This window comes from Actinotalea alkalitolerans, from assembly GCF_023369855.1.
GTDB lineage: Bacteria > Actinomycetota > Actinomycetes > Actinomycetales > Cellulomonadaceae > Actinotalea.
Genome location: NZ_JAMBPP010000005.1, coordinates 303,941 through 326,859, shown reverse-complemented (window position 1 = coordinate 326,859; position 22,919 = coordinate 303,941). Strand labels below are relative to the sequence as shown.

17 protein-coding genes and 1 pseudogene are annotated in these 22,919 nt (G+C 72.0%); 7 read left to right on the top strand and 11 right to left on the bottom strand.

Annotated features, from left to right (window positions below; all coding sequences use genetic code 11):
* Nucleotides 1–14: 14 nt before the first annotated feature.
* Nucleotides 15–1,007: an FKBP-type peptidyl-prolyl cis-trans isomerase gene (locus M1R94_RS08515; protein ID WP_249381236.1), complete on the top strand. Its 993-nt coding sequence runs from the start codon at nucleotides 15–17 to the stop codon at nucleotides 1,005–1,007.
* A 125-nt stretch (nucleotides 1,008–1,132) separates the two neighbouring features.
* On the opposite strand, the gene M1R94_RS08510 is transcribed toward M1R94_RS08515, so the two are convergent.
* Genes M1R94_RS08510 through M1R94_RS08495 form a run of 4 tightly spaced genes read right to left on the bottom strand, consistent with a single transcriptional unit; the run spans nucleotide 1,133 to nucleotide 5,433 of the window.
* A complete protein-coding gene (locus M1R94_RS08510) occupies nucleotides 1,133–2,170 on the bottom strand; it encodes a glycoside hydrolase family 43 protein (RefSeq protein ID WP_249381235.1) in 1,038 nt (345 codons plus the stop codon).
* A 35-nt stretch (nucleotides 2,171–2,205) separates the two neighbouring features.
* Entirely contained in the window at nucleotides 2,206–3,120 is a 915-nt protein-coding gene (locus M1R94_RS08505) for a carbohydrate ABC transporter permease (RefSeq protein WP_249381234.1), read from the bottom strand.
* A complete protein-coding gene (locus tag M1R94_RS08500) occupies nucleotides 3,117–4,085 on the bottom strand; it encodes a carbohydrate ABC transporter permease (RefSeq protein ID WP_249381233.1) in 969 nt (322 codons plus the stop codon). The genes M1R94_RS08505 and M1R94_RS08500 overlap by 4 nt, the downstream gene beginning before the upstream one ends.
* Nucleotide 4,086: 1 nt before the next feature.
* On the bottom strand, nucleotides 4,087–5,433 hold the full coding sequence (locus M1R94_RS08495; protein WP_249381232.1) for an ABC transporter substrate-binding protein: 1,347 nt from the start codon (nucleotides 5,431–5,433) through the stop codon (nucleotides 4,087–4,089).
* 276 nt (nucleotides 5,434–5,709) lie between these two features.
* Here M1R94_RS08495 and M1R94_RS08490 point away from each other — a divergent pair, with 276 nt between their 5' ends.
* From M1R94_RS08490 to M1R94_RS08480, 3 genes are all read left to right on the top strand, one after another.
* Nucleotides 5,710–6,792 carry a LacI family DNA-binding transcriptional regulator gene (locus M1R94_RS08490; RefSeq protein ID WP_249381231.1) on the top strand — a complete coding sequence of 361 codons (1,083 nt, stop codon included), beginning with the start codon at nucleotides 5,710–5,712 and terminating at the stop codon, nucleotides 6,790–6,792.
* A gap of 183 nt (nucleotides 6,793–6,975) precedes the next feature.
* Nucleotides 6,976–8,832: a glycoside hydrolase family 2 protein gene (locus M1R94_RS08485; protein ID WP_249381230.1), complete on the top strand. Its 1,857-nt coding sequence runs from the start codon at nucleotides 6,976–6,978 to the stop codon at nucleotides 8,830–8,832.
* 267 nt (nucleotides 8,833–9,099) lie between these two features.
* Complete coding sequence (locus M1R94_RS08480) at nucleotides 9,100–10,005, top strand: hypothetical protein (protein WP_249381229.1); 906 nt, start codon at nucleotides 9,100–9,102, stop codon at nucleotides 10,003–10,005.
* 90 nt (nucleotides 10,006–10,095) lie between these two features.
* On the opposite strand, the pseudogene M1R94_RS20900 reads toward M1R94_RS08480, so the two are convergent.
* Nucleotides 10,096–10,344: pseudogene (locus M1R94_RS20900) on the bottom strand (DUF2809 domain-containing protein); the annotation flags it as partial.
* 224 nt (nucleotides 10,345–10,568) lie between these two features.
* On the opposite strand from M1R94_RS20900, the gene M1R94_RS08475 reads away from it, so the two are divergent.
* Entirely contained in the window at nucleotides 10,569–11,084 is a 516-nt protein-coding gene (locus M1R94_RS08475; RefSeq protein WP_249381228.1) for a DUF421 domain-containing protein, read from the top strand.
* Here M1R94_RS08475 and M1R94_RS08470 read toward each other — a convergent pair.
* On the bottom strand, nucleotides 11,075–12,118 hold the full coding sequence (locus M1R94_RS08470) for an aldose epimerase family protein (protein WP_249381227.1): 1,044 nt from the start codon (nucleotides 12,116–12,118) through the stop codon (nucleotides 11,075–11,077). The genes M1R94_RS08475 and M1R94_RS08470 overlap by 10 nt on opposite strands.
* A 55-nt stretch (nucleotides 12,119–12,173) precedes the next feature.
* Nucleotides 12,174–14,675: a glycoside hydrolase family 94 protein gene (locus M1R94_RS08465; protein ID WP_249381226.1), complete on the bottom strand. Its 2,502-nt coding sequence runs from the start codon at nucleotides 14,673–14,675 to the stop codon at nucleotides 12,174–12,176.
* 230 nt (nucleotides 14,676–14,905) lie between these two features.
* On the opposite strand from M1R94_RS08465, the gene M1R94_RS08460 reads away from it, so the two are divergent.
* Nucleotides 14,906–17,026 carry an elongation factor G gene (locus M1R94_RS08460; protein ID WP_249381225.1) on the top strand — a complete coding sequence of 707 codons (2,121 nt, stop codon included), beginning with the start codon at nucleotides 14,906–14,908 and terminating at the stop codon, nucleotides 17,024–17,026.
* Between the two features lie 85 nt (nucleotides 17,027–17,111).
* Here M1R94_RS08460 and M1R94_RS08455 read toward each other — a convergent pair whose 3' ends face one another.
* A complete protein-coding gene (locus M1R94_RS08455; RefSeq protein ID WP_249381224.1) occupies nucleotides 17,112–19,289 on the bottom strand; it encodes a bifunctional metallophosphatase/5'-nucleotidase in 2,178 nt (725 codons plus the stop codon).
* 366 nt (nucleotides 19,290–19,655) lie between these two features.
* On the opposite strand from M1R94_RS08455, the gene M1R94_RS08450 reads away from it, so the two are divergent.
* Nucleotides 19,656–20,099: a hypothetical protein gene (locus tag M1R94_RS08450; RefSeq protein ID WP_249381223.1), complete on the top strand. Its 444-nt coding sequence runs from the start codon at nucleotides 19,656–19,658 to the stop codon at nucleotides 20,097–20,099.
* 40 nt (nucleotides 20,100–20,139) lie between these two features.
* Here M1R94_RS08450 and M1R94_RS08445 read toward each other — a convergent pair whose 3' ends face one another.
* The 3 genes from M1R94_RS08445 to M1R94_RS08435 all read right to left on the bottom strand — a co-directional run bounded on the left by M1R94_RS08445 (nucleotide 20,140) and on the right by M1R94_RS08435 (nucleotide 22,917).
* The gene (locus M1R94_RS08445; protein WP_249381222.1) at nucleotides 20,140–20,898 is read right to left on the bottom strand and encodes an iron ABC transporter ATP-binding protein; all 759 of its coding nucleotides are present in this window, start codon (nucleotides 20,896–20,898) and stop codon (nucleotides 20,140–20,142) included.
* The gene (locus M1R94_RS08440) at nucleotides 20,895–21,824 is read right to left on the bottom strand and encodes an iron chelate uptake ABC transporter family permease subunit (RefSeq protein ID WP_249381221.1); all 930 of its coding nucleotides are present in this window, start codon (nucleotides 21,822–21,824) and stop codon (nucleotides 20,895–20,897) included. The genes M1R94_RS08445 and M1R94_RS08440 overlap by 4 nt, the downstream gene beginning before the upstream one ends.
* A gap of 67 nt (nucleotides 21,825–21,891) precedes the next feature.
* Entirely contained in the window at nucleotides 21,892–22,917 is a 1,026-nt protein-coding gene (locus tag M1R94_RS08435) for an ABC transporter permease (RefSeq protein WP_308199893.1), read from the bottom strand.
* Between the last annotated feature and the right edge of the window lie 2 nt (nucleotides 22,918–22,919).

The window sequence follows — 22,919 nt, the reverse complement described above, 5'->3', positions numbered from 1 at the left end:
CAGAAGGGGCCCTTGTGCGCCGTCCCACCACCCTGACCGCCCGTACGGCCGCCGCCGTCCTGGCAGCCACCCTCCTGCTCGCCGGCTGCGCCGGGGGCGACGACCCCGCCGAGCCCGAGCCCACGGGGGCCGAGGAGCCGCAGAACGAGCTCCCCACGGCCACCCCCGAGGACATCGCCGCGCTCGAGGCCGTGACCGTCGAAGGCCCCCTCGGCAGCGCGCCCGAGGTGACCTTCGACCAGCCGTTCGCGGTCTCGGCACCGGTCGCCCGGCTCGTCGAGGCCGGTGACGGCGAGGCCCTCGAGGACGGCCAGCGGGTCGAGATGCACTACGTCGCGCTGTCCGGCGACGACGGCACGACCGTGGGCAGCACCTACGAGACCGGCCCCGACTCGATCGTGCTCGGCGACCCCGAGATCATCACCGCGCTGACCGACGTGCTGCGCGGCGAGAACGTGGGCGCCCGGGTGCTCTTCGCCGCCCCGGGTGGCGAGGCCACCGAGGCCACCGAGACGAGCGCCGCGACCGAGGCCTACCCCGCGACCGTCATGGCCATCGAGATCCTCTCGGCCCGCACCGTCCCGTCCCGCGCCGAGGGTGAGGCCGTCGAGCCGCCCGCCGGCCTGCCCGAGGTCACGCTGGCCGACGACGGCGAGCCGTCGATCGACATCCCGGCCGACCTCGAGGCGCCGACCGAGCTCGTGGTGCAGCCGCTGATCGTCGGTGACGGCGAGCTCGTCGAGGCAGGCCAGCAGGCCACCTTCCAGTACAGCGGCTGGACCTTCGACGGCGAGCAGTTCGACTCCTCGTGGGTCAACGGCTCCCCGTTCACCACCGTGATCGGCACCGGCGCGGTCATCCCCGGCTGGGACGAAGGCATCGTCGGGCAGCCGGTCGGCAGCCAGCTGCTGCTGATCATCCCGGCCGAGCTCGCCTACGGCGGCTCGGAGAGCCCGCTGGCCGAGGAGGACCTGATCTTCGTCGTGGACATCCTCGAGGCGAGCTGACCGCTCGGCACGGCTCGGCCACCGGCCGGGACCCGCTCATCCTCCGGGGGGCGGTTCCCGGCCGGTCGCGCGGGCGGGCAGCGGCAGGACGGCGTCGCTGCGCGTGCGCAGCGTCCGGCCGGAGGTCAGTCGACCGCGACGACCGGGCGCCCGTCCTCCCACGAGAGCGGCAGGACGATCATCGCCCGGTAGGTGGTGCCGCCGTACCAGGAGTGGAACAGCAGGTACTCCTGGCCGTCCGGCCCGACGACGACGTCCTGCCCGCCCGGCCCGACGTACCGGTCCTGGGTGAGCGCGGTGGTCAGGAGGGGCTCGGGGTCCTTGGTCCAGGGGCCCTCGATCGCCGGGGCCGTGGCGTAGCCGATGGCGTACCTGTCGCCGCCGTAGTCGTTGGCCGAGTAGAGCAGCACGAAGGTGCCGTCACGTTCGACCAGGGTGGGCGCCTCGACGAGGTTGCCCTCCCACGGCTGGTCCTGCTGGACCAGGGGCACCGCCTCCCCGACCAGCGCGGTGCCGTCGGCAGAGAGCGGGGCCAGGTAGAGCCAGGTGTCCAGGCCGCAGCAGTTGCCGTCGTTCTTCCAGAGCAGGTAGAGGGTGCCGTCCTCGTGCCGGAAGGTCGCGGCGTCGATCGCACCGCCCTCGTCGGGCGGGCAGACGAGCATCTGGTCACCGACGACCTCGAAGGGCCCCTCGGGGGAGTCGGAGGTCGCGACACCGATGCACTGCAGCGTCGGCTGGAAGCTGGTCGCGGTGAAGTACATGACGTAGCGGCCGGGCTCGAGCTCGGTCACCTCGGGCGCCCACGTCTTGCCCGGGATCACCCAGGACGGGAGGTCGGGCAGGGCGTCGGGCAGGGCCTCCCACTCGACCAGGTCGGTGGACCGGGCGACCCTGACGTTCCGGTTGTTGCCGTTGGTCGCGTAGGCGTAGTAGACGCCGTCGACCTCGAGGACGTCGGGGTCAGGGAAGTCGTCGGCGATGACGGGATTCACCGCCGACCATCCCTGCTCCTGCGGGCCGTCGGCTCCCTCGGCCGCGGCGTCGTCCGACCCCTGCGGGGAGGCCGGCGACGGAGAGGTCGCGTCGACGTCGTCGCCGCCCTGCCCGCACGAGCCGAGCACCAGGGCAAGGACCAGGACCCCGGGCCCGACGACGGCGCGCACCCGACCCATCCCTCGAGCCCTCATCCCGTGAGCCCTCATCCCTTGAGACCCGAGCGGGAGACACCCTCGATGATGAAGCGCTGGAGGAAGACGAACAGGATGAGCACCGGGACGCTCGCGATCACCGCACCAGCCATCAGCAGGTCGTAGCGCACGGCGTTGGCCGACTGCAGGGTCGAGAGCCCCGCGGGCAGGGTCTGCATCTCGGGGCTGAACAGCACGTACACCGGCCACAGGAAGTCGTTCCAGTTGGTCAGCAGGGCGAGCAGGGCCAGGGTCGCCAGGGCGGGCCGCGACAGCGGCAGGACCACCCGCACGAAGATCTGCCACGGGTTGGCGCCGTCGAGCCGGGCGGCCTCCTCGAGCTCGTCGGGGATGCTCAGGAAGAACTGCCGCAGGAAGAAGACCCCGAAGGCCGAGGCCGCCGTGGGGACGATCACCGCCGCGAGGGTGTTGAGCCAGCGCAGCTCCCCGACGATCAGGTAGTTGGGGATGATCAGGATGACGGGCGGCACGAAGAGGGTCGCGATGATCGCGCCGAACACCAGGTTGCGGCCGCGGAACTGCATCCTCGCCAGCGCGTAGGCCGCCAGCGCTGCGGTCACCACCACCAGGGTCGCGTTGGCCAGCGCCGCGACCAGGCTGTTGGCGAACCAGCGCAGCACCGGGGTGCCGCGGGTGGTGAGGATCGACTCGTAGGCCTGGGTGGTGAACGGGTCGGGGATCCACGACGGCGGGATGCCGCCGGCGTCCCCCCGGGTCTTGAACGAGGTGACGATCATGAAGATCAGGGGGCTGACGAACAGCAGCCCGAGGAGGATCAGCAGGGTGTAGCGCAGCACCGTGCGGGGTCCACCGCCGCCGGTGTCGGGACCGCGGGCCCGGCCGGGACGCGTCGCCCGGGCGGAGCCGGTGTCGCGGACGGGAGAGGTCTGCTCGGTGGTGCTCATCGCTGCTTCCTCTCGCGGAACAACCAGAAGATGACGACGCTGAGCACCATGAGGAAGGCCGTCAGCACGTAGCTCATCGCGGCGGCGCTCCCCATCTGGTAGTTGCGCAGCCCGGTCTCGGCGATCTGGTAGATCGCCGTGCGGGTCTCCCGACCGGGGCCGCCCTGGGTGATCAGGTAGGACTGGCCGAACATGTTGGCCGAGGCCAGGATCGTGATCATCGTGATGAAGGCCAGCACGGGTCGCAGCCCCGGCAGGGTGACGTTGCGGAACTGCTGCCAGGTGTTGGCGCCGTCGACCCGGGCCGCCTCGTAGAGCTCGCGCGGGATGTCCTGCAGGGCCGCGAGGTAGATGACCGAGTTGTAGCCCAGGGTCCACCACACGGTGACGCCGACCAGCGCGAACCAGGCCGCAGGGGTCGACGTCGTCCAGGCGATGTCCGAGGGCAGGCCGAGCCGGCCCAGGTAGTGGTTGATCAGCCCGATGTTGTTGTCGAGCAGGTACCGCCAGAGCACTGCCACCACCGCGACCCCGAGCACGTAGGGGGCGAAGTAGACCGCGCGGAACAGGTTGCGGCCGGGGAACTTCTGGTTCATCACCAGGGCCACGAGCAGCGGGAGCACCATGAGCAGCGGGACGCTGGCCACGGTGAAGATCCCGGTGGCCCGCATCGAGTTCCAGAAGGTGGCGAAGACGATCGAGTCGGGGTCGAACAGGGCCTGGTAGTTGTCCAGCCCCACGAACGGCTTGCCGGGCAGCGTGAAGTCCCACCGGTGCAGGCTGATCCACGCCCCGAGCACCACCGGGGCGATCACGAAGGCCCCGAAGAGCGCCAGGTAGGGCGCCAGGAAGAGCCACGGGGTCGCGCGGCCGTGCTTGACGACGCCGCGCCGCGGCGCCCTGCGGCCGGTTCGCCGAGCGGCGTCGGCCATGTCCCCGGGCGCCGCGACGCGCGTCGTCGTCATGTCAGCCCCCGAAGCTCTCGAGGTTCTGCTCCATGAGCTCGGTGGCCTGCGACGTGGCGCGGCCCAGGGCGTCGGCGACCGGGTCGTCGCCCAGGATCGAGCTCGAGACGGCGGGCTCGAGGGTCTCGGCCTGCACGCCACCCACACCCGGGACGGCCGGCAGGAAGCGCATCTGGTCGATCTGCTCGGCCAGGGGTGCCTGCTTGAGGCCGTCGAGCACACCGCTGTCGCGCACCGACTGGCGGGCGGGGATCATGCCGGACCCGGCCCAGTCACCCGACTGCTCGCTCATCCAGCTGATGAAGACCTGGGCGGCCTGGTACTTGTCCTGGTCGTCGGTGGCCTGGCGGGTGATGAAGAAGTTGTGCGAGTTCGCCCAGACGGCGTCGCTGTCGCCGATCGTGGGGATCGGGGCCATGTCCCAGGCCATGCCCGAGGCCTCGAGGTCGTTGATCTGCCAGATGCCGTCCCAGGTGATCGAGGTCTCGCCGTTCTTGAAGGCCACGTACTGGGAGTCGATGGCGACGTTCGAGGGGCTGTAGCCCTGCTCGACGATCGAGCGCTGCCACTCGAGCGCCGCGATGCCCTCGGGCGAGTCGAAGGCCGCTGCGGAGCCGTCGGCGGCATACGGATCGCCGCCGTTCTGCCAGGTCAGGGACAGGTACATCAGGTGCGCGGGCCACATCGTCGGCATCCAGAAGGGCTGGGAGTACCCGGCCTCCTGGAGGGCGTCGAGGGCCGCCATGAACGAGGCCTCGTCGGTGGGCGGCTCGGTGATCCCGGCGGCCTCGAAGTGCTCGGTGTTGTAGTACATCGCCAGGGAGTGGACGTCGAGCGGGATGCCGTAGCGCTGGTCCTGGTAGACCCCGGCGTCCCAGACCTCGTCGGTGAAGTCGTCCGCGCTGAGCTCGAGCGCCTCGGCGAGGTCGTCGAGCGGGACGATCACGTTGCGGGCGGCGTTGGTCGCCAGCTGGTCGAGGTGCATCACGCCGACGTCGGGCCCCTCGCCCGCGTTCACCGCGGCGGGGACACGCTGGTAGAAGTCGGCCCACTGGATGGTGTTGGGCACGACGGTGATGTTCTCGTGCTCGGCGTTGAACTCGTCGACGAGCTCCTGCATGAAGGGACCGTCGCCGCCGGTGAAGCCGTTCCAGTAGGAGAGCTCGACGTCGGGGCCGGTGTACTCGCCCGTGAAGTCCCCACCCTCAGGTGCGGCGCCGCCGCCGGCGGCCTCCTCGGGGGTGGATCCACCGCCGCAACCGGCCAGGGCGAGCGCTGCGGTCAGGGTGATGGCGCCGGCTGCGAGCCTGCGCCGGGGGTGTCGGTTCCACTGCGGTGCGGTTCTCATCGGTGAGCTCCTCGTCGAGTTCGGCCGGCTGTCGCCCTGCGCCAGGGCGTGCAGACCCAGGGGTAAACCTTGTACTGGCATTCCTACCCCATCGAGGTAAACCTTGTACAGAGGAACCGGTAAACCTTGTACGAGTCGTTACCTCGGCAGTAGCGTCTCCCTGTGCGTCGCGCGTCGCCAGTCGGCCGTTCCCCCGCACCGGTACCGTCGGGCACCGATACCGATACCGACATCCGCACGGCGAGCAGCCCGCGCTGATCGCGAGGGAGGACCACCGTGGCACGCATCCGGTTGCAGGACGTGGCCGAGCGCGCCGGGGTCTCGATCAAGACCGTCTCGAACGTCGTGAACGGCAAGGGCACCATCACCGACGCGACCCGCCTGCGCGTGCAGGAGGCGGTCGCCGAGCTCCAGTACCGACCCAACGTCGCGGCCCGCCACCTGCGCCACGGCAACAGCGGCATGATCGCCGTCGCCCTGCCCGAGCTCACCCAGCCCTACTTCGCCGAGCTCGCCTCCGAGCTGGTCCGGGCGGCCAAGGCCCAGCAGCTCACCGTGCTCCTGGCCCAGACCGACGGACGCGCCGACTCCGAGCGCGCGATCAGCGACGGCATCGACATGCCGCTCATGGACGGCCTGATCATGAGCCCGCTGGCGCTCGGCACCGAGGACCTGCGCCACCGCGCCGACTCCTCACCGCTGGTGCTGCTCGGCGAGCACATCGGCGACGACTCCCCGTTCTCGCACGTCGCGATCGACAACCAGGCGGCCGCCGTCGCGGCCACCGCACACCTGATCGAGCTGGGCCGACGACGCATCGCCGCGATCGGCGCCAAGGACTACTCGCACCCCGAGAGCGCGACGCCCCTGGAGACCGCGAACCTGCGGCTCGCCGGCTACCACGCGGCGCTGGCCGACGCCGGGCTGCCCGCTCGACCCGAGCTGGTCCGCCAGGTCGAGGACTTCCACCGGGCCGACGGCGCCTCCGCGATGCATGCCCTGCTCGACCTGCCCGAGCCGCCCGACGCGGTGTTCTGCTTCAACGACCTGCTGGCCCTCGGCGCCCTGCGTGCTCTGCGGGACCGAGGCCTGAGCGCACCCCAGGACGTCGCGGTGATCGGCATCGACGACATCGAGGAGGGTCGCTTCAGCTCACCGAGCCTGAGCACCGTGGCCCCGGACAAGCGCAGCCTGGCCGAGGTGGCGATCTCGCTGCTGCTCGAGCGGTCGGCCCACCCCGACGCCCCACCACGCAGCGCCGTCACCGAGCACCGGGTGATCGCGCGGGAGAGCACCGCCGCGACGGCCGTGCCACCGCAGCTCGGACCCGGACCCGACGGCGGGCGCACGGGCGTCTGACCCGTCGGCCACCGCCTCGCGCGGCGGTCCGGACGCAGGTCCCCGTGCCGAGAGGTAAACCTTGAACCGCCGATGTGGTAAACCTTGTACCGCACGTCCCCGTGCCTTGCGGCAGAACCCCCAGGCGGCCAAGGGCCGTCGTGGGGGTGATCCGTGGGACGCCCATCGGAGGGAAGGACCGTCATGACCCCGACGCCCCAGCGCGCATCCACCCAGGACGGTTCCTACCCCCGACCCCAGCTGGTGCGCGCACACTGGGCGGACCTCTGCGGGGAGTGGCGCTTCGCGGGCGACCCGCACGACGTGGGCCTGGGCTCGGCCTGGTTCGAGGACGCCGGCGCGATGGCGCTCGACCAGCGCATCCAGGTGCCCTACCCGCCCGAGTCGCCCGCCTCGGGCATCGGGGCCACCGACCACCAGCGCGTCGTCTGGTACCGCCGGGAGGTGACCGCGGACGACTTCGGGCAGGCAGGGCTGGGAGCCCAGGGCGACCGGCTCGTGCTGCACCTGGGAGCGGTCGACCACCGCGCCGACGTCTGGCTCGACGGGCAGCACCTGGGCACCCACGAGGGCGGCCAGACCCCCTTCAGCTTCGACGTGACCGACGTCGTCACCCGAGCCGGCGGACGGGGGCTGGGGCTGGTGGTGCGCGCCGAGGACGACCCGCTCGACGTCTCGCTGCCCCGCGGCAAGCAGGACTGGCGACCCGAGCCGCACTCGATCTGGTACCACCGGACGACCGGGATCTGGCAACCCGTCTGGCTCGAGGCGGTCCCGGCGGTCCACCTGACCGAGATCGCCTGGCAGACCGACCTGCCGGCCGGCACCGTCCAGCTCACCGCGCGCCTGAGCCGCCGACCCCTCGCCCCGACGACGCTGACCGTGCGCCTCGACCACGGCGGTGACGTGCTCGCCGAGCACCGGGTCCGGGTGCTCGACCAGGAGGTCCGGGTGCACGTCGACCTGCCGCGCCAGGCCAACGGCCAGCAGTACGAGGAGCTGCTCTGGTCCCCCGAGCACCCGACCCTCGTCGACGCCACCGTCACGCTCGGGCACGACGCACCGCAGGGCACGGACGGCGCCGGCGGGCCCGTCCCGGGTGACACCGTCACGTCCTACCTCGGGCTGCGCAGCGTCGGCGTCGCGCACGGCGTCTTCCTGCTCAACGACCGGCCCTACTACCTGCGCTCGGTGCTCGAGCAGGGGTACTGGCCGCAGACGCACCTCGCAGCCCCCGACGCGGACGCGCTGCGCGCCGAGGTGCAGGTCATCAAGGACCTGGGGTTCAACTCGGCCCGTGTGCACCAGAAGGCCGAGGACCCGCGCTTCCTGTACTGGGCCGACAGGCTGGGCCTGGCCCTGTGGGCCGAGACCGCCAACGCCTACGCCTTCTCGCCCCGCGCGGTCGAGCTGCTGACCCGCGAGTGGCTCGAGCTCGTCCGGCGGGACCGGTCGCACCCCAGCATCATCACCTGGGTGCCGCTCAACGAGAGCTGGGGGGTCCAGCACGGTGCCCACGACCCCGCGCAGCAGCACTACGGCCTGGCGCTGGCACACCTCACCCGGGCGCTCGACCCCAGCAGACCGGTGATCTCCAACGACGGCTGGGAGCACACCGACTCCGACATCTGGACCGTGCACGACTACGCCGAGCACGGTGCGGACCTCCGCACCCGGTACGGCACCCCGCAGGCCGTGCGGTCCCTGCTCGAGGGCATCGGCCCGGCCGGACGACGGATGCGGCTCACCGACGCAGCAATGCCGACCGACCGCGCCCAGCCGGTCATGATCACCGAGTTCGGCGGCGTGAGCTACGACGGCGGTCGCAGCGACGCCTGGGGCTACTCGACCGCCACCGACGACCAGGACTTCGCGGCACGCGTCGGCGACCTCCTCGACGCCGTCCGCGACTGCCCGCCGATCTCCGGGTTCTGCTGGACCCAGCTGACCGACACCGGCCAGGAGACCAACGGGCTGCTCCGGGCCGATCGCACCCCCAAGCTCCCCGTCGAGACGCTGCGCAGGCTCGTCGTCGGCTGACCCGAGCCGTGCGGATCGCCGGCTGCGCACGTCACCCGGCCGAGACGAGAGTGCGCCCTGACCTGCGACGATGATCAATCCCACCCTGTGGGCCGGAACATTTTGGACATGGTGACCACGGGTGCCACTCTCTGTCCACGGCCGCTCGGCGGCCGGACGACACGGCTCGAGGCCCCCGCTCGGACCCACTCGTCGGGGGCGCGCGCACCACGGTCCGCACACCCCTTCTGCACGGTCAACGGACACCTCACCGGGGGAAGCACCATCATGATCATCACCACGTCGCTGCGTCGCACCGTCTCGGTGGGGGTGACCGCCCTGGCCGTCGTCGCCGGGGCCGTCGTCGCCTCGCCGGCTCTCGCAGCCACCACCGACGCACCGGCCCAGCACCACGTGTGCGACGGGCCCCTGACCGACCAGGTGGTCACCGGGAACCTCTGGGTGCCGCCGGCCGGCAGCTGCGCGCTCGAGGGAGTCGAGGTCACCGGCCGGGTCGTCGTGAGCGACGACGCCCTCCTCACGCTCTCCGGCAGCAGCATCGGTGGGGACCTGGTCGCCTGGGAGGGGTCACGCACCGAGGTCCACGGCTCGACCCTGCACGCCGACCTGCTGGTCAACGAGTCGACCGCGGCCCTGGTGCACGGCTCACGGGTGGTCGGCAGCGTGCTCGGCCGCGTCGCCACCGTCGACCTCACGACCTCGACCGTCGAGGGCAGCATCAACCTCGGAGCCCGACGCAGCACCTCGGTGGTCGACTCGACCGTGAGCGGGTCCTTCCGCGTCCACGGCGGCCAGGTCGGTGTGGCCTGGTCGAGCCTGGGCTCGTCGGCGACCGTGAGCGGGGCCGACGGCTTCCGCACCTGCGGCACCGACATCGCCGGGGACCTGACCGTCCGCTGGGCGCACAGCCTGATCGGCATCGGCTTCTCGGGCGCCGTCGGGTGCACCGTGGCGCAGCTCGCCGAGGGCGACCCCCGACTGACCCTCCCGGCCGCCCAGCGCGACGCCGTGCACGTCGGCGGGTCCGTCCTGCTGACCGGCAACCCGCACTCGATCTTCGTGCGGGCCGGGTCGATCGCCGGGGACCTCGTCTGCGAGAGCAACGTCGGCCCCCGCGGGGTCAATGTCTCGGGCGTGGACGTGGGGGGGACCCGCACCGGCCAGTGCGCCTGAGCCACTGACGTCGGGGCGCCCCACGGCGCGTCGTGGACCACGGGCCCCCGTGGCGCGGTCCACGGTCGCTGCGGTCAGCGCCCCGACGGCGTAGGCCAGCAGGTCCGGTGCCCAGAAGGTGGTCCCCAGGACGAACCGGAGCGGCCTCCACCACGCGACCAGGCCCGCCGGGACACCGGTGAGCTGGGCGAGCTCGACCAGGACGCACAGGCCCAGGGCCACCGCTCCTGCCCGCCAGGGCCCGAGCCGCGGGACGACCAGGACCACCAGCAGGTGGACGAGCACGGCGTACAGGGCACCGCCCGCGAGATCCGCCGCGACGCCGGACCGGGTGCTCACCACCAGGCCGAGGGCCACCACCACGGGCACCGCGCACCCCGCCGACACTCGACGACGGACGGCACCACGTTCAGCTCCCGGCACGGACACCTCCCGCCTCGACCGCGCGGACCGCCCGCCGTGGCCCGACCTGGACGCGCCGGGCCGCGCGCAGCACCCTACGGTGGCAGGGCCGTGCGCGGGACCCGGACGCCCGTGCGTCGTCGACCCGAGGAGCGCACCCCATGGAGAACCCCCTGTTCTGGGACGGCTGGGAGCCGTTGGTCAAGATCGTCGTCGTCGGGACCCTCGGGTACCTGTGGCTGGTCATGCTGCTGCGGGTCACCGGTCCACGGAACATGGCCAAGATGACCCCGTTCGACTTCGTGCTCACGGTCACCCTGGGCTCAGCCTTCGGCCGCGTCCTGACCGCCGACGACGTCACGGTCGTCGAGGCGCTGGTCGCGTTCACGGTGCTGGTGTCGCTGCAGTGGGCGATGGCCGTCGCGCGGCAGCGCTCGCGCCGGTTCACCCGCCTCGTCGACACCGGACCCACCCTGCTCTACTTCGACGGCCGGATGATCGACCGTGCCCTGCGCCGGCACCGCTTCACCGAGTCCGACATCCACTCCGCGGTGCGCGAGAACGGGCTCGGCTCGCTCGAGGAGGTGGCCGCGGTGATCCTCCAGGCTGACGGGACCTTCGCGGTCGTCGAGCACGGGAAGCTGGGCGACGCGTCCTCGGTGCGTCCCTACGTGTGACCCACCGGGACGGGTGCGACCGGCCGGGGCACGGCGGACGGCACAGCCTCGGGGCCTGAGGCTGTCGAGCCCACCGCGGCCCGACGACCGGTCGGCCCGGTCGCGGGGTCCAGCGGCTCGGCCGTCAGGTCGAACGTGCCGGTCAGGGTCTCCCCCGGGCCCAGGACGACCACCCCGTGCCCCTCGATCCCCTCTGCCCGCAGCGTGAACCCGTCGTTGGCGTGGGTCACCGGCTCGACCGCGAACCACGGCCTGCCGCGCGGGACGTACAGGACGGTGTGCGAGAAGACGTCGTCGGCCCGCATCCGCACGGCCAGCCCCGAGGCGGGCCACTCCAGGTGCACCGTGTCGGCGCTGGTGCGACGGGTCAGGCACACGTCGACGAAGGGCAGCCGTGCGAGCGGGCGCAGGGTCCGGTAGTCCGCCGCGGACGCCAGCGGCCCGGGCGGACCGACGGCCATCCCGCGCTCGAGCGGGTGGCTCGCCTCGGTCGGGATCCGGACCCGCACCTCGGAGACCGTGGGGTCGACCAGACCCCGCTGGAAGTACGGGTGGTGGCCGAAGCCGGCCGGGAACGCCTCGACATCGGTGTTGGTCAGCTCGGTCCGGACCGACAGCCGGGGACCGTCCAGGGCGTAGGTGACCCGCGCGGTGAAGGTCCACGGGAAGTTCACCCCGACCACGGCCCCCGCGTCGAACTCCGCCGTCACCGACGTGGGGGTCCGGGCGACCACCGCCCACGGGTACTCGTGGGCCGCGCCGTGCATCGCCGTGCCGTCCGCGGCGTTGCGCCGCAGCTGCCAGGAGCGGTCGCCGAAGCGCAGCATCCCGTCGCGCACCCGGTTCGAGAACGGCACCAGCACGTAGCTCGCGCACTGCGGGTACCGGCGCCGACCGGCCGGCCGGGTCGGGCGCAGCACGTCACGCCAGACCCCGTCCAGCCGTACCTGCCCGGAGTCCAACGACGCCCCCGTCCCCGGGAGCACCCCCACCCGCCAGCAGTCGTTCTCGATGACCAGCACCTCTGGAGCCACGTCGTCCCCTCACGTCCCTCGCGACCGCCACCGTCCCGACGACGGCCCGCGCACCTCAGAGCCGAGCGGTCACCTGCACGACCGAGCCGGGGGCCGCGTACGGGACCTCGTTGCCCACGATCGGTGCGCCGTCGACCGTGAGGCTCGCGCGGGCGCCGTCGGCCCCGGAGTTGGTGACGGTGATCTCGTAGGTGGCCCCCCGGCAGACCCGACGCACCGTGAACTCGGGGACCTCGGGGCCGATCTGCGGGTCGACGACCAGGCCGTCGTACCCGGGACGCACCCCCAGCAGGTGCTGGCTGACCGCCACGAAGTTCCACGCCGCGGTCCCGGTGAGCCACGAGTTCTTCGCCTCGCCGTGCCGCACGGCCTCCTTGCCCGCGATCATCTGCGCGTACACGTACGGCTCGAGCCGGTGCACCTCGCTGATCTCCTCGCGGTAGGCGGGGGTGATGCGCTTGTAGTAGTCGAAGGCCTGACCGCCGCGCCCGACGACCGTCTCGCCGATGATCACCCAGGGGTTGTTGTGGCAGAAGATGCCACCGTTCTCCTTGTACCCCGGCGGGTAGGTCGTGACCTCGCCCATCTGGATCTGGTAGCTCGTGTACGCAGGGTGCTGCAGGACCATGCCGTGGTCGGTGGCCAGGTGCTCGCGCACCGAGTCCAGCGCACGCACGGCCGGGCTGGCCTTGGCCTCGGGGGTGGTCGGGTCGCTGCCGACGACGCCGATCCCGCCCATCACCGCGAAGCCCTGCGGCTCGATCCAGATCTTGCCCTCGAGGTGCTCGTCGGTGCCGATCTTCTCGCCGTAGTAGTCGTAGGCGCGCAGGAACCACTCCCCGTCCCACGCGTGCTCGAGCACCGCGGCGCGCATCTCCTCGACGGCCGCGCGGGCCTTGGCCGCGACGTCGGGCAGACCGCGACGCTCGGCGAGCTCGGCGTAGTCGGCGCCGTAGAGCACGAACTGCGCCGCGATGAACACCGACTCGGCGACCCCGCCGGACTGGTTCTCGGTGGTCTGGAAGGACTCGCCCGGCTCGGTCGAGAAGCAGTTGAGGTTGAGGCAGTCGTTCCAGTCGGCCCGGCCGATCAGGGGCAACCCGTGCGGGCCGCGGTGGTCGACGGTGTAGGCGAACGACCGGGTCAGGTGCTCGAAGAGGGTGTCGGCGAGGGCCTCGTCGTTGTCGAAGGGCACCTGCTCGTCGAGGATCGAGTAGTCGCCGGTCTCCTTGACGTAGCCCGCGACCCCGGCGATGAGCCACAGCGGGTCGTCGTTGAAGCCCGAGCCCACGTCGTTGTTCCCGCGCTTGGTGAGCGGCTGGTACTGGTGGTAGGCCGAACCGTCGGGGAACTGGGTCGCGGCGATGTCGAGGATGCGCTCGCGGGCGCGTTGCGGGATCAGGTGCACGAAGCCCAGCAGGTCCTGGTTGGAGTCGCGGAAGCCCATCCCCCGCCCGATGCCGGTCTCGAAGAACGAGGCACTGCGCGACATGTTGAAGGTGACCATGCACTGGTACTGGTTCCAGATGTTGACCATCCGGTCGAGCCGGTCGTCGGTCGAGCTCACCGAGTAGGTCGAGAGCAGGGCGGTCCAGTGCGAGCGCAGCTGCTCGAAGGCCGCGTCGACCTGCTCGGTGGTCGCGAAGCGGGAGAGCAGCTCGTGGGCGCGGGTCTTGTTGACGACCTGCAGCGCGCCGACGCCCGCGGCGGTGTCGGCCGGAGCCCACTTGTCGGCCGGGTCGTTCTCGAGGTATCCCAGCACGAAGGTCAGCGTGCGGGACTCGCCGGGGGCGAGGTCCACCGCGACGCTGTGCGAGCCGATCGGGTACCAGCCGCTGGCCACCGAGTTCGCCGAGCGGCCCGAGCGGGGCACGGCGGCCTCGCCGAGGCCGTTGTACGCACCCACGAACGTGTCGCGGTCGGTGTCGAAGCCCGTGGCCCGGGTGTTGACCGCGTAGACCGCGTAGTGGTTGCGGCGCTCGCGGTACTCGGTCTTGTGGAAGATCGCGCTGCCGTGCGGCCCGTCGAGCTCGACCTCGACCTCGCCGATCGAGAGGTTGCGCTGGTAGTTCGTCTGGTCGTCCTGGGCGTTCCACAGGCAGAACTCGACGAAGGAGAAGGCGGTCAGCGACTTGGGACCGTCGGAGGTGTTGGTCAGGGTGACCTTCTGGACCTCGGCGTCCTCGCCCATCGGGACGAAGAAGAGGCTCTCGACGCGCACCCCGCCCCGCTCACCGGTGATCTGGGTGTAGCCCAGGCCGTGGCGGGTCTCGAAGTGGTCGAGGTCTGCCTTGACCGGCAGCCAGGAGGGGGTCCAGACATCCCCGCCGTCGTTGATGTAGAGGTAGCGGCCGCCCGCGTCGGCCGGGATGTTGTTGTACCGGTAGCGGGTGAGGCGACGCATCTTCGCGTCGCGGTAGAAGGAGTACCCGCCGGCCTGGTGGGAGATCAGGGAGAAGAACTGCTCCGAGCCGAGGTAGTTGATCCACGGGTAGGGCGTGTGCGGGGTGGTGATGACGTACTCGCGGGTCTCGTCGTCGAAGTGCCCGTAACGCATGGTGATGCCCTCTCGTGGAAGTCCGGAGCGACCGGGTGCGGGAGCGCTCCCACGGTCTTCTCGGAACTATAGCCCTCCGACGCGTCCGACGGGAGGCCCCTGCGCATCACGTGCAGCCGCAGAGCATGGCGACGCGGCCACCGGGGCGTCGACGGACCGAGGTCCTGTACCCCTGCGCGCGCAGCCTGGCTAGCCTGCTGCCAAGGGCCACTCCAACGAAGGAGATCCGCATGGACCAGGCATCGACGCCGAGGATCCGCAACGTGGCCCTGGTGGGCCACAGCGGTGTCGGCAAGACCACCCTCGCCGAGGCGCTGCTGCACCGCGCCGGCGTGACCACCCGCACCGGCCGGGTCGAGGACGGCACCACGGTGTGCGACACCGAGCCCGAGGAGACCCGGCGCGGCATCTCCCTGTCGCCGGCCGTCGCACCGTTCCCGTGGACGGCGACCGACTCGACCACCTACAAGGTCAACCTCATCGACACCCCCGGGTACGCCGACTTCGCGGGCGGCGTCGACGCCGCACTCGCCGTCGCCGACCTCGCGGTGATCGTCGTCAGCGCGGTCGACGGCGTGGAGGTCGGCACCGAGGTGGTCTGGCAGCAGTGCGCCGACCTGGGCATCCCGAGGATGGTCTTCGTCACCAAGGAGGACAAGCCGCGGGCCGACTTCCGCCGGGTCCTCGGCGAGCTGCGCGAGCACTTCGGCGCCGGCATCGTGCCGCTCGAGCTGCCGCTGGGTGAGGAGGACACGTTCCACGGTGTCGCCGACGTCCTGACCGACCAAGGCCTGGAGTACGACGCGACCGGCCACCACCGCACCCAGCCCCTGCCCGACGACGTCGTCGACGAGGAGCACCGGCTGCACGAGGAGGTCACCGAGGAGATCGTCTCGGGCGACGACGACCAGCTCGAGCGCTACCTCTCGGGCGAGATCCCCACCGCTGCCGAGCTCGAGCGGACCCTCGCGCACGAGGTCCTGGGCTGCACCGAGTTCCCGGTGCTCCTCGGCTCGGCGACCAGCGAGGTCGGCATCGACCGGCTCGCCGACCTGATCTGCGAGCTGGGGCCCTCCCCGGCCGACCGGCCCGTCACGGTGATCGCCGGGGCCACCGGGGGCAACGGCGCGTCCGGGGGCACCGGGGGTGTCCCCGTGCCGGTCGCGGCGGACCCTGCGGGCGACCCGCTGCTGCACGTCTTCCGCACGGTCGCCGACCCCTTCGTCGGCCAGGTCTCGTTGTTCAAGGTGCTCAGCGGCACCGTCCGCACCGACGACCGGCTGGTCAACACCACGACCGGCGGCACCGAGCGGCTGCACGGCATGTTCTTCCTGCGCGGCAAGGAGCACCTGCCGACCGACGCCGTCGTCGCCGGTGACCTGGCCGCAGCGGCCAAGCTCGGCGCCAGCCCCACCGGGACCGCCCTGGCCCGCCCCGGCTCACCGGTCGCCGTCCAGGGCCCGGCCCCGCGGGAGACGCCCTACGCGCTGGCTCTGACCCCCGCGACCCAGTCCGACGACGACAAGCTCTCCGGTGCCCTCCAACGGCTGTGCGCCGAGGACCCGACCCTGGTGGTCGACCGGATCAGCGGGTACGGCGACGGGCAGACCCAGCGGCACGCGCAGACCGTGCTGCGAGGCACCGGTGACGTCCACCTCGCCGTCGCCCTCGAGCGGCTCGAGCGCAAGTTCGGGGTGCGCGTGACCACCGAGGAGGTGCGGATCGCCTACCGCGAGACGATCGCTCGACCCACCGAGGCCGAGGGGAAGGTCAAGAAGCAGTCCGGTGGCCACGGGCAGTACGCCGTCGCGCAGCTGCGGGTGAGCCCGACCGCACGCGGCGAAGGCAGCGCGTTCGTCGACTCGATCGTGGGAGGGGCGATCCCCCGCAACTACATCCCCGCGGTCGAGCGCGGGGTGATGGAGGCGATGGCGGCCGGGGGCGTGCACGGCTTCCCGGTGGTCGACGTCCGGGTCGAGGCCTACGACGGCAAGTACCACTCGGTCGACTCCTCCGACATGGCCTTCCGCACCGCCGCCGCGCACGGGCTGCGCGACGCGCTCGCCAAGGCCGGGACGGTGGTCCTCGAGCCGATCTCCCGGGTGACCGTCACCGTGCCGGCGACCCTCCAGGGCGACGTCCTGGGTGACCTGTCGGCGCGGCGCGGCCGGATCATCGGCAGCGACGTGCTGGCCGACGGGCGGAGCCAGGTCCAGGCGATGGTGCCCGAGGCCGAGCTCCGCCGGTACGTGCTGGACCTGCGCTCGTTGACCGGAGGCCGGGGCGAGTTCACCGCGGTCCACGACCACTACGACGCCGTGCCTGCGCACCTGGTCTCGACCGAGGGCTGAGGCCGCGGGCACCGACCTCGGGACCGGACACCGAAGGGGGCCCTGCCGTACGGCAGGGCCCCCTTCGGTCACGTCGTGCGCGTGGTCAGACCCGGAACTTCGAGCCGTGCACGGCCTTGCAGTGCACGGCCGGCTTGCCCGGACCGTGCAGGCCCGCACCCGGCTTGCCGGGCCCGTGCGAGACCCAGCCCGGCTTGCCCGGACCGTGCGAGCCCCACCCCGGCTTGCCCGGACCGTGCGAGCCCCAACCCGGCTTCCCGGGCCCGTGGCCGGGCGGGGTCGAGGCAGGGCGTCGGGTCACCTCGAACGGCGTGACCACCGGGGTCAGGTCGCCCGAACCGATGACCAGGGCGTAGCTCCCCGGGCTCGTGCGCCCGGGCACGATGACACTGCCGTCCACCACACCCTGTGCCGAGGCCGTGAACGTCCCGAGCAGCGTGGCGCCCGGGTCGAGGGTGACGGTGATCTCCTGACCGGGCTCGAGCCCGGTCACCGTGAAGGGCAGCCGCCATCCCGCCTTGACGCGGTCGACGGCCAGCGTGACCTCGGCCCACGGCGTGTCGTCCCCGCCGCCCTGGCCCACGGTCGCGCGACCCACCGGAGCGGGATCGACGACCTCGAACTCCTCGAAGTACTCGACCGCCGCGAGGAGGTCGACCTGACCGGTGTCGGTCACGTCGGCGCCCTGGGCGAGGGTCGCGAAGTTGTCCCCGCCCGAGGCGAGGAAGGAGTTCATCACCACGACGTAGGTCTCGGCGAGCCCGACCGGGGCGCCCTGGTACGTCATCGAGGTGATCCGCTCGCCGCGCGGGGCGTCCGGGTCGTAGGTGTAGGAGAAGCCCTCCGAGACACCGAGGTGCAGCTTGGGTCGGGACGACCCGTCCGGCTGCCACTGCTCCTCGAGCACCGCCTTGACCTGTGCGCCCGTGAACCGGGCGGTGACCAGGGTGTTGGCGAAGGGCTGCACCGAGGCGACCTGCCGGTAGGTGACGGTGCCGTCACCCGTGTGGATGAGGTCGGCCCGCAGTCCGCCGGGGTTCATGAAGGCGATCTGCGCCGGGGTCCCGGCGAAGGTGTCGTTCGAGGTCGCCCACAGCTGCATGTCGGCGACCAGGTTGCCCAGGGACGACTCGGCCCCGCGGTCCTCGCTGCCGGTCTCGGTCACGGCCCGACGGATGTCACCGGTGATCCGGCCCACGGGGACGGACCCGACGACCTCGGCCTGCGCCGCCGCGGCCGCGACGATCGCTGCGACGGTCGGGTCCTCGGGGTAGATCAGGGCGCCGCCGTCGTACATCGGGAGCACGTCGGGGACGACCTCGGTGACCTCGCCGTCGGCGTCGACGGTGATCTGCACGCGGGCCAGGTGCTTGCCGTACTCGCTGCCCTGCACCACGGCACGCTCGGCCCCGTCGAGTCCCGGGACCGGGAAGGAGCACGCGTACTGGCGGTGGGTGTGCCCGGTGAAGATCGCACGGACGCCGGGGTCGGCCTCGCGGATCAGGTCGGCCACGCCGTTGTCGGCGGCGGCCAGGTCGGCGCACGAGTCGGTCTCGGCACCGTCGTGGGTCAGCACGACCAGGACGTCGGCCTCGCCGTTGCCCTCCTCGCCGTCCTGGAGCTGCGCGGCGACGCGGTTCACGGCGGTGAGCGGGTCACCGAACTCCAGGCCCGCGATGCCGGCCGGGGTCACCATCGACGCGGTCTGCTGGGTCACGACCCCGATGAACCCGACGTCGATCCCGTCGACGTCGATGACCTCGAACTCGGGCAGGGCCGGCTCGCCGGTCGCGGAGAAGTAGACGTTGGCCCCCAGGTGGGGGAAGTCGGCGCGCGGGACGACCCGCTCGGTCAGGTCGGCGAAGCCGGTGTCGAACTCGTGGTTGCCGACCGTGGTGACCTGCAGGCCCGCGGCGTTGAGGGCGTCGATCGTCGGCTCGTCGCGCTGCGAGAACGAGGTGAAGGTCGAGGCACCGATGTTGTCACCGGCCGAGACGAAGACCGTGCTCGGGTTCTCGCTGCGCAGCTGGTTCACGGCCCCGGCGATGCTCGCGATGCCCGCCTCGAGGTTGAAGGGACCGGGGTTGGCCTCGATGCGGCCGTGGAAGTCGTTGATGCCCACGATCTGGAGCACCTTGTCGCCCTCGGCCGCTGCGGCCGAGGTGGCCAGCACCGGGGTCAGGGCGGTACCGACGAGGGTCAGGGCGAGGGCCGCGGGCAGTGCGCGCCGGCGGCGTCCGGGGGATGTTCGGGTCGGGTCCACGTGGTTCCTTCGGTCCGAGGGGGCACGGAACCTGCCGCCGCGCGAGCCCGGCGAGCGCGGGTCCCACCCTCCCGGGAGCGGCCCGCGCGTGCAGTGCGGTCGGCGGTGACGAGGCTGCCGGCGACGTTCGCCCCGGGGTCGGGACCAGGCCGGCTACTGGAGGGTAACAAGGGTGGACCCGGCTCCAGAACCCCCCGGCGACCGCCGTTTCATCCGTCTTTGCCCGCCGGGCGAACCGGGACGGAACGGGAGGTTCCGGGCGGGTGTCCGACCGGGGTGGTTCTCGCGCTCGAGATGCCTGGCCGGCCTCCCCGTGATTCGCTCGGGGCCACGACCTCGTCCCGTCTCGAGCCATCAGGAGACCCCATGCGCCGACTCGCAGCCCTCGCCGGCACGGCCCTCCTCCTGGTGGTGGCGGGCTGCGGGGTCGATCCCGAGGCCGTCGAGATCGACGACGGCGTCGGGGCGGGCGAGGAGGCCGAGCCGGGCCTCGGCTCCCCCGGACCGGTCGAGGGCGCCGAGCAGGTCCCCGGTGGCGGGCCCAGCCCGGCCCCGGGCTCGTGCGTGGACGTGCCCGAGTCAGACGACGGCTTCTACACGATCGCCGATGCCGGCACGGTCACCCTCGCCGTGGAGGAGGACCGCGTGGTGGTCGGTGCCGTGCAGCCCGCTGCGGGATGGCAGCACACCGTCTCGGACGTCGAGGGCGACGACGTCGCGGTCGTCCTCTGGCAGGACGAGAGCACCTTCGAGCTCACCGCGGCCCTCCAGGACGACTCGAGCCTCGAGCTCGAGCTCTGCGCCGACTGACCCGCCGTCAGCCCTGCAGGGGTCCGGCCGGGACGCACCCTCAGGCCACGTGCAGCGCGACCAGCCGGCCGTCGATCCGGTGCACGCGCAGGTCGAGGTCGAAGACCTCGCGCAGCACGTGGGTCTGCATCACCTGCTCGGGGCTGCCCTCGTGGACCACCACGCCGTCGCGCATCGCCACCACGTGGTCGGCGTAGCAGGCCGCCACGTTGATGTCGTGGAGCACGACCACGACCGTCGCGCCGAGCTCGTCCGCCGCGCGGCGCAGCAGGCGCATCATCGCCACGGCGTGCTTGAGGTCCAGGTTGTTGAGCGGCTCGTCGAGGAGGACGTAGTCGGTGTCCTGGCACAGCACCATCGCCACGAAGGCACGTTGTCGCTGACCGCCCGACAGCTCGTCGAGGAAGCGGTCGGCAAGGTCCTCGAGGTCCAGGAACCGCAGCGACCTCTCGACGTGGACCAGGTCGTCGGCCGTGGCGCGGCCCTTGGAGTGGGGGTAGCGGCCGAAGGTCACCAGGTCGCGGACGGTGAGCCGGGCGGTCAGGTGGTTGTCCTGCCGCAGCGTCGCGAGCCGGCGGGCCAGCACATCACCCCGGGTGGTGCTCACGTCGAGGCCGTCGACGGTGACAGCTCCGGCGTCCAGGTGCAGCAGTCGGCTCATGCAGGACAGCAGGGTCGACTTCCCGGCGCCGTTCGCACCGATCAGCGCGGTCACCCCGCCGCGGGGCAGCCGCAGGTGCACGTCGTCGAGGACCCGCAGGTCGCCGTAGCTCTTCGTCGCGCCGGTGACCTCGATCATCGTCGGCTCCCGCGCAGCAGCAGGGTCAGGAACATGAGACCTCCGAGGAACTCGATGACGACGCTCAGCGCGGTGTCGTACCCGAGCACGCGCTCGAGCACGACCTGCCCTCCCACGAGGCACAGCACGGCGAGCAGGACGGCGACGGGCAGCACCGCCCGGTGCCGGTGGGTCCCGCTGAGCTGGTAGGCGAGGTTGGCCACGAGCAGGCCGAAGAAGGTGACCGGACCGACCAGCGCGGTGGACACCGACACCATGACGGCCACCACGACCAGCACCCCGGTGACGGCGCGCCGGTGGTCGACCCCCAGCATCGTGGCGTTGTCCCGCCCGAGCAGCAGCACGTCGAACGATCGGCGCAGCCTCCAGGCGAGCAGGCTCGCACCCAGCACCATCACCGCCGCGGCCCCGAGCAGCCGGCTGTCGACGGCGTTGAAGCTCGCGAAGAACCTCTCCTGGAGCACGGCGAACTCGTTCGGGTCGATCAGCCGCTGCATGAAGGAGGACAGGCTGCGGAACAGCACGCCCAGGACGATGCCCACGAGCAGCAGCAGGTGCAGGCTGCGCCGGGCCCCCGCGAAGAGCCACCGGAACAGCAGCCCGGCGAAGCCGACCATCAGCAGCACCTCGACCGTGAAGCGCAGCCGCGGGTCGATCCCGACCATCCGGGCCGAGCCGACGGTGAAGACCACCGTGGTCTGGAGCAGCACGTAGAGGGCGTCGAACCCCATGATCGAGGGGGTGAGGATCCGGTTGTCGGTGACCGTCTGGAACAGCACGGTGGACACCGCGATCGCGAAGGCGACCAGCACCAGCGCGGCGAGCTTGACCCCGCGGAAGGGCAGGACGTAGTCCCAGGCGCCTCGGGCCCCCAGAGTCATGAAGCCCAGGGCGGCCACGGCGACGAGCAGGCCGAGCACCATCATCAGGCGGACGGGGCGCCGGTCGGGTGCTGCGACGCGGGTACCCGCCCGAGACACGTCGGCGGTCCGGTCAGGCGGCACGAGAGCCCCGACGCAGCAGGAGGGCCAGGAACAGCGCGCTGCCCACGACGCCGACGACCACGCCCACCGGCACCTCGTAGGGGTGGCGCACGACCCGCCCGACGAGGTCGCAGACGAGCACGAAGCCCGCGCCGAGCACCGCGACCCAGGGGGCGGTGCGGCGCATGTTGTCCCCGAGCATCAGGGACACCACGTTGGGCACGACCAGGCCCAGGAAGGGGATCACCCCGACGGTCACGACCACCACGGCACTGACCATCGAGACGATGACCAGGCCCAGGGTCATCACGGTGCGGTAGCTCATCCCCAGGTTGGTGGTCAGGTCCGACCCCATGCCGGCGAGGGTGAAGCGGTCGGCAGCGAGGTACGCGACGACGGTCAGGGCCAGGGTGATCCAGAGCAGCTCGTAGCGTCCGCGCAGCACTCCGGAGAAGTCGCCCGTGGTCCAGGAGGCCAGCGACTGGAGCAGGTCCAGGCGGTAGGCGAAGAAGGTGGTGACGGCTCCGATCACGCCGCCGAGCATGAGGCCGACCAGCGGCACCACGAGCACCGAGCGCAGCGGGACGAAGGCCAGCAGGCGCAGGAAGAGCGCAGTACCGGCCAGGGCGAAGGTGCTGGCCACGAGCATCTTGACCATCAGCGGCGCGCCCGGGGACAGCACGGTGACCACGAGGATGCCGAGCACCGCGGACTCGACGGTGCCCGCGGTGGACGGTTCGACGAACCGGTTGCGGGCCAGCATCTGCATGATCATCCCGGCGACCGCCATGGCCGCACCGGCGAGCAGCACGGCCAGGGTGCGCGGCAGCCGGGAGACCAGCAGCACGAGCAGGGCCTGCGCGTCCTGCGCGAGGAGCGTGGCCGGGGTGACGGTGCTGACCCCGACGAAGAGGCTCACCACGGCCAGCACGCCGACCGCTGCGACCACCACGCCCAGCGGCGGTCGCCGACGGGCCCGCGGTGGGGTCGACGGCGTCCGGGTGGGCGTGGTGGCCCGCGGCGTGAGGGTGCTCACGT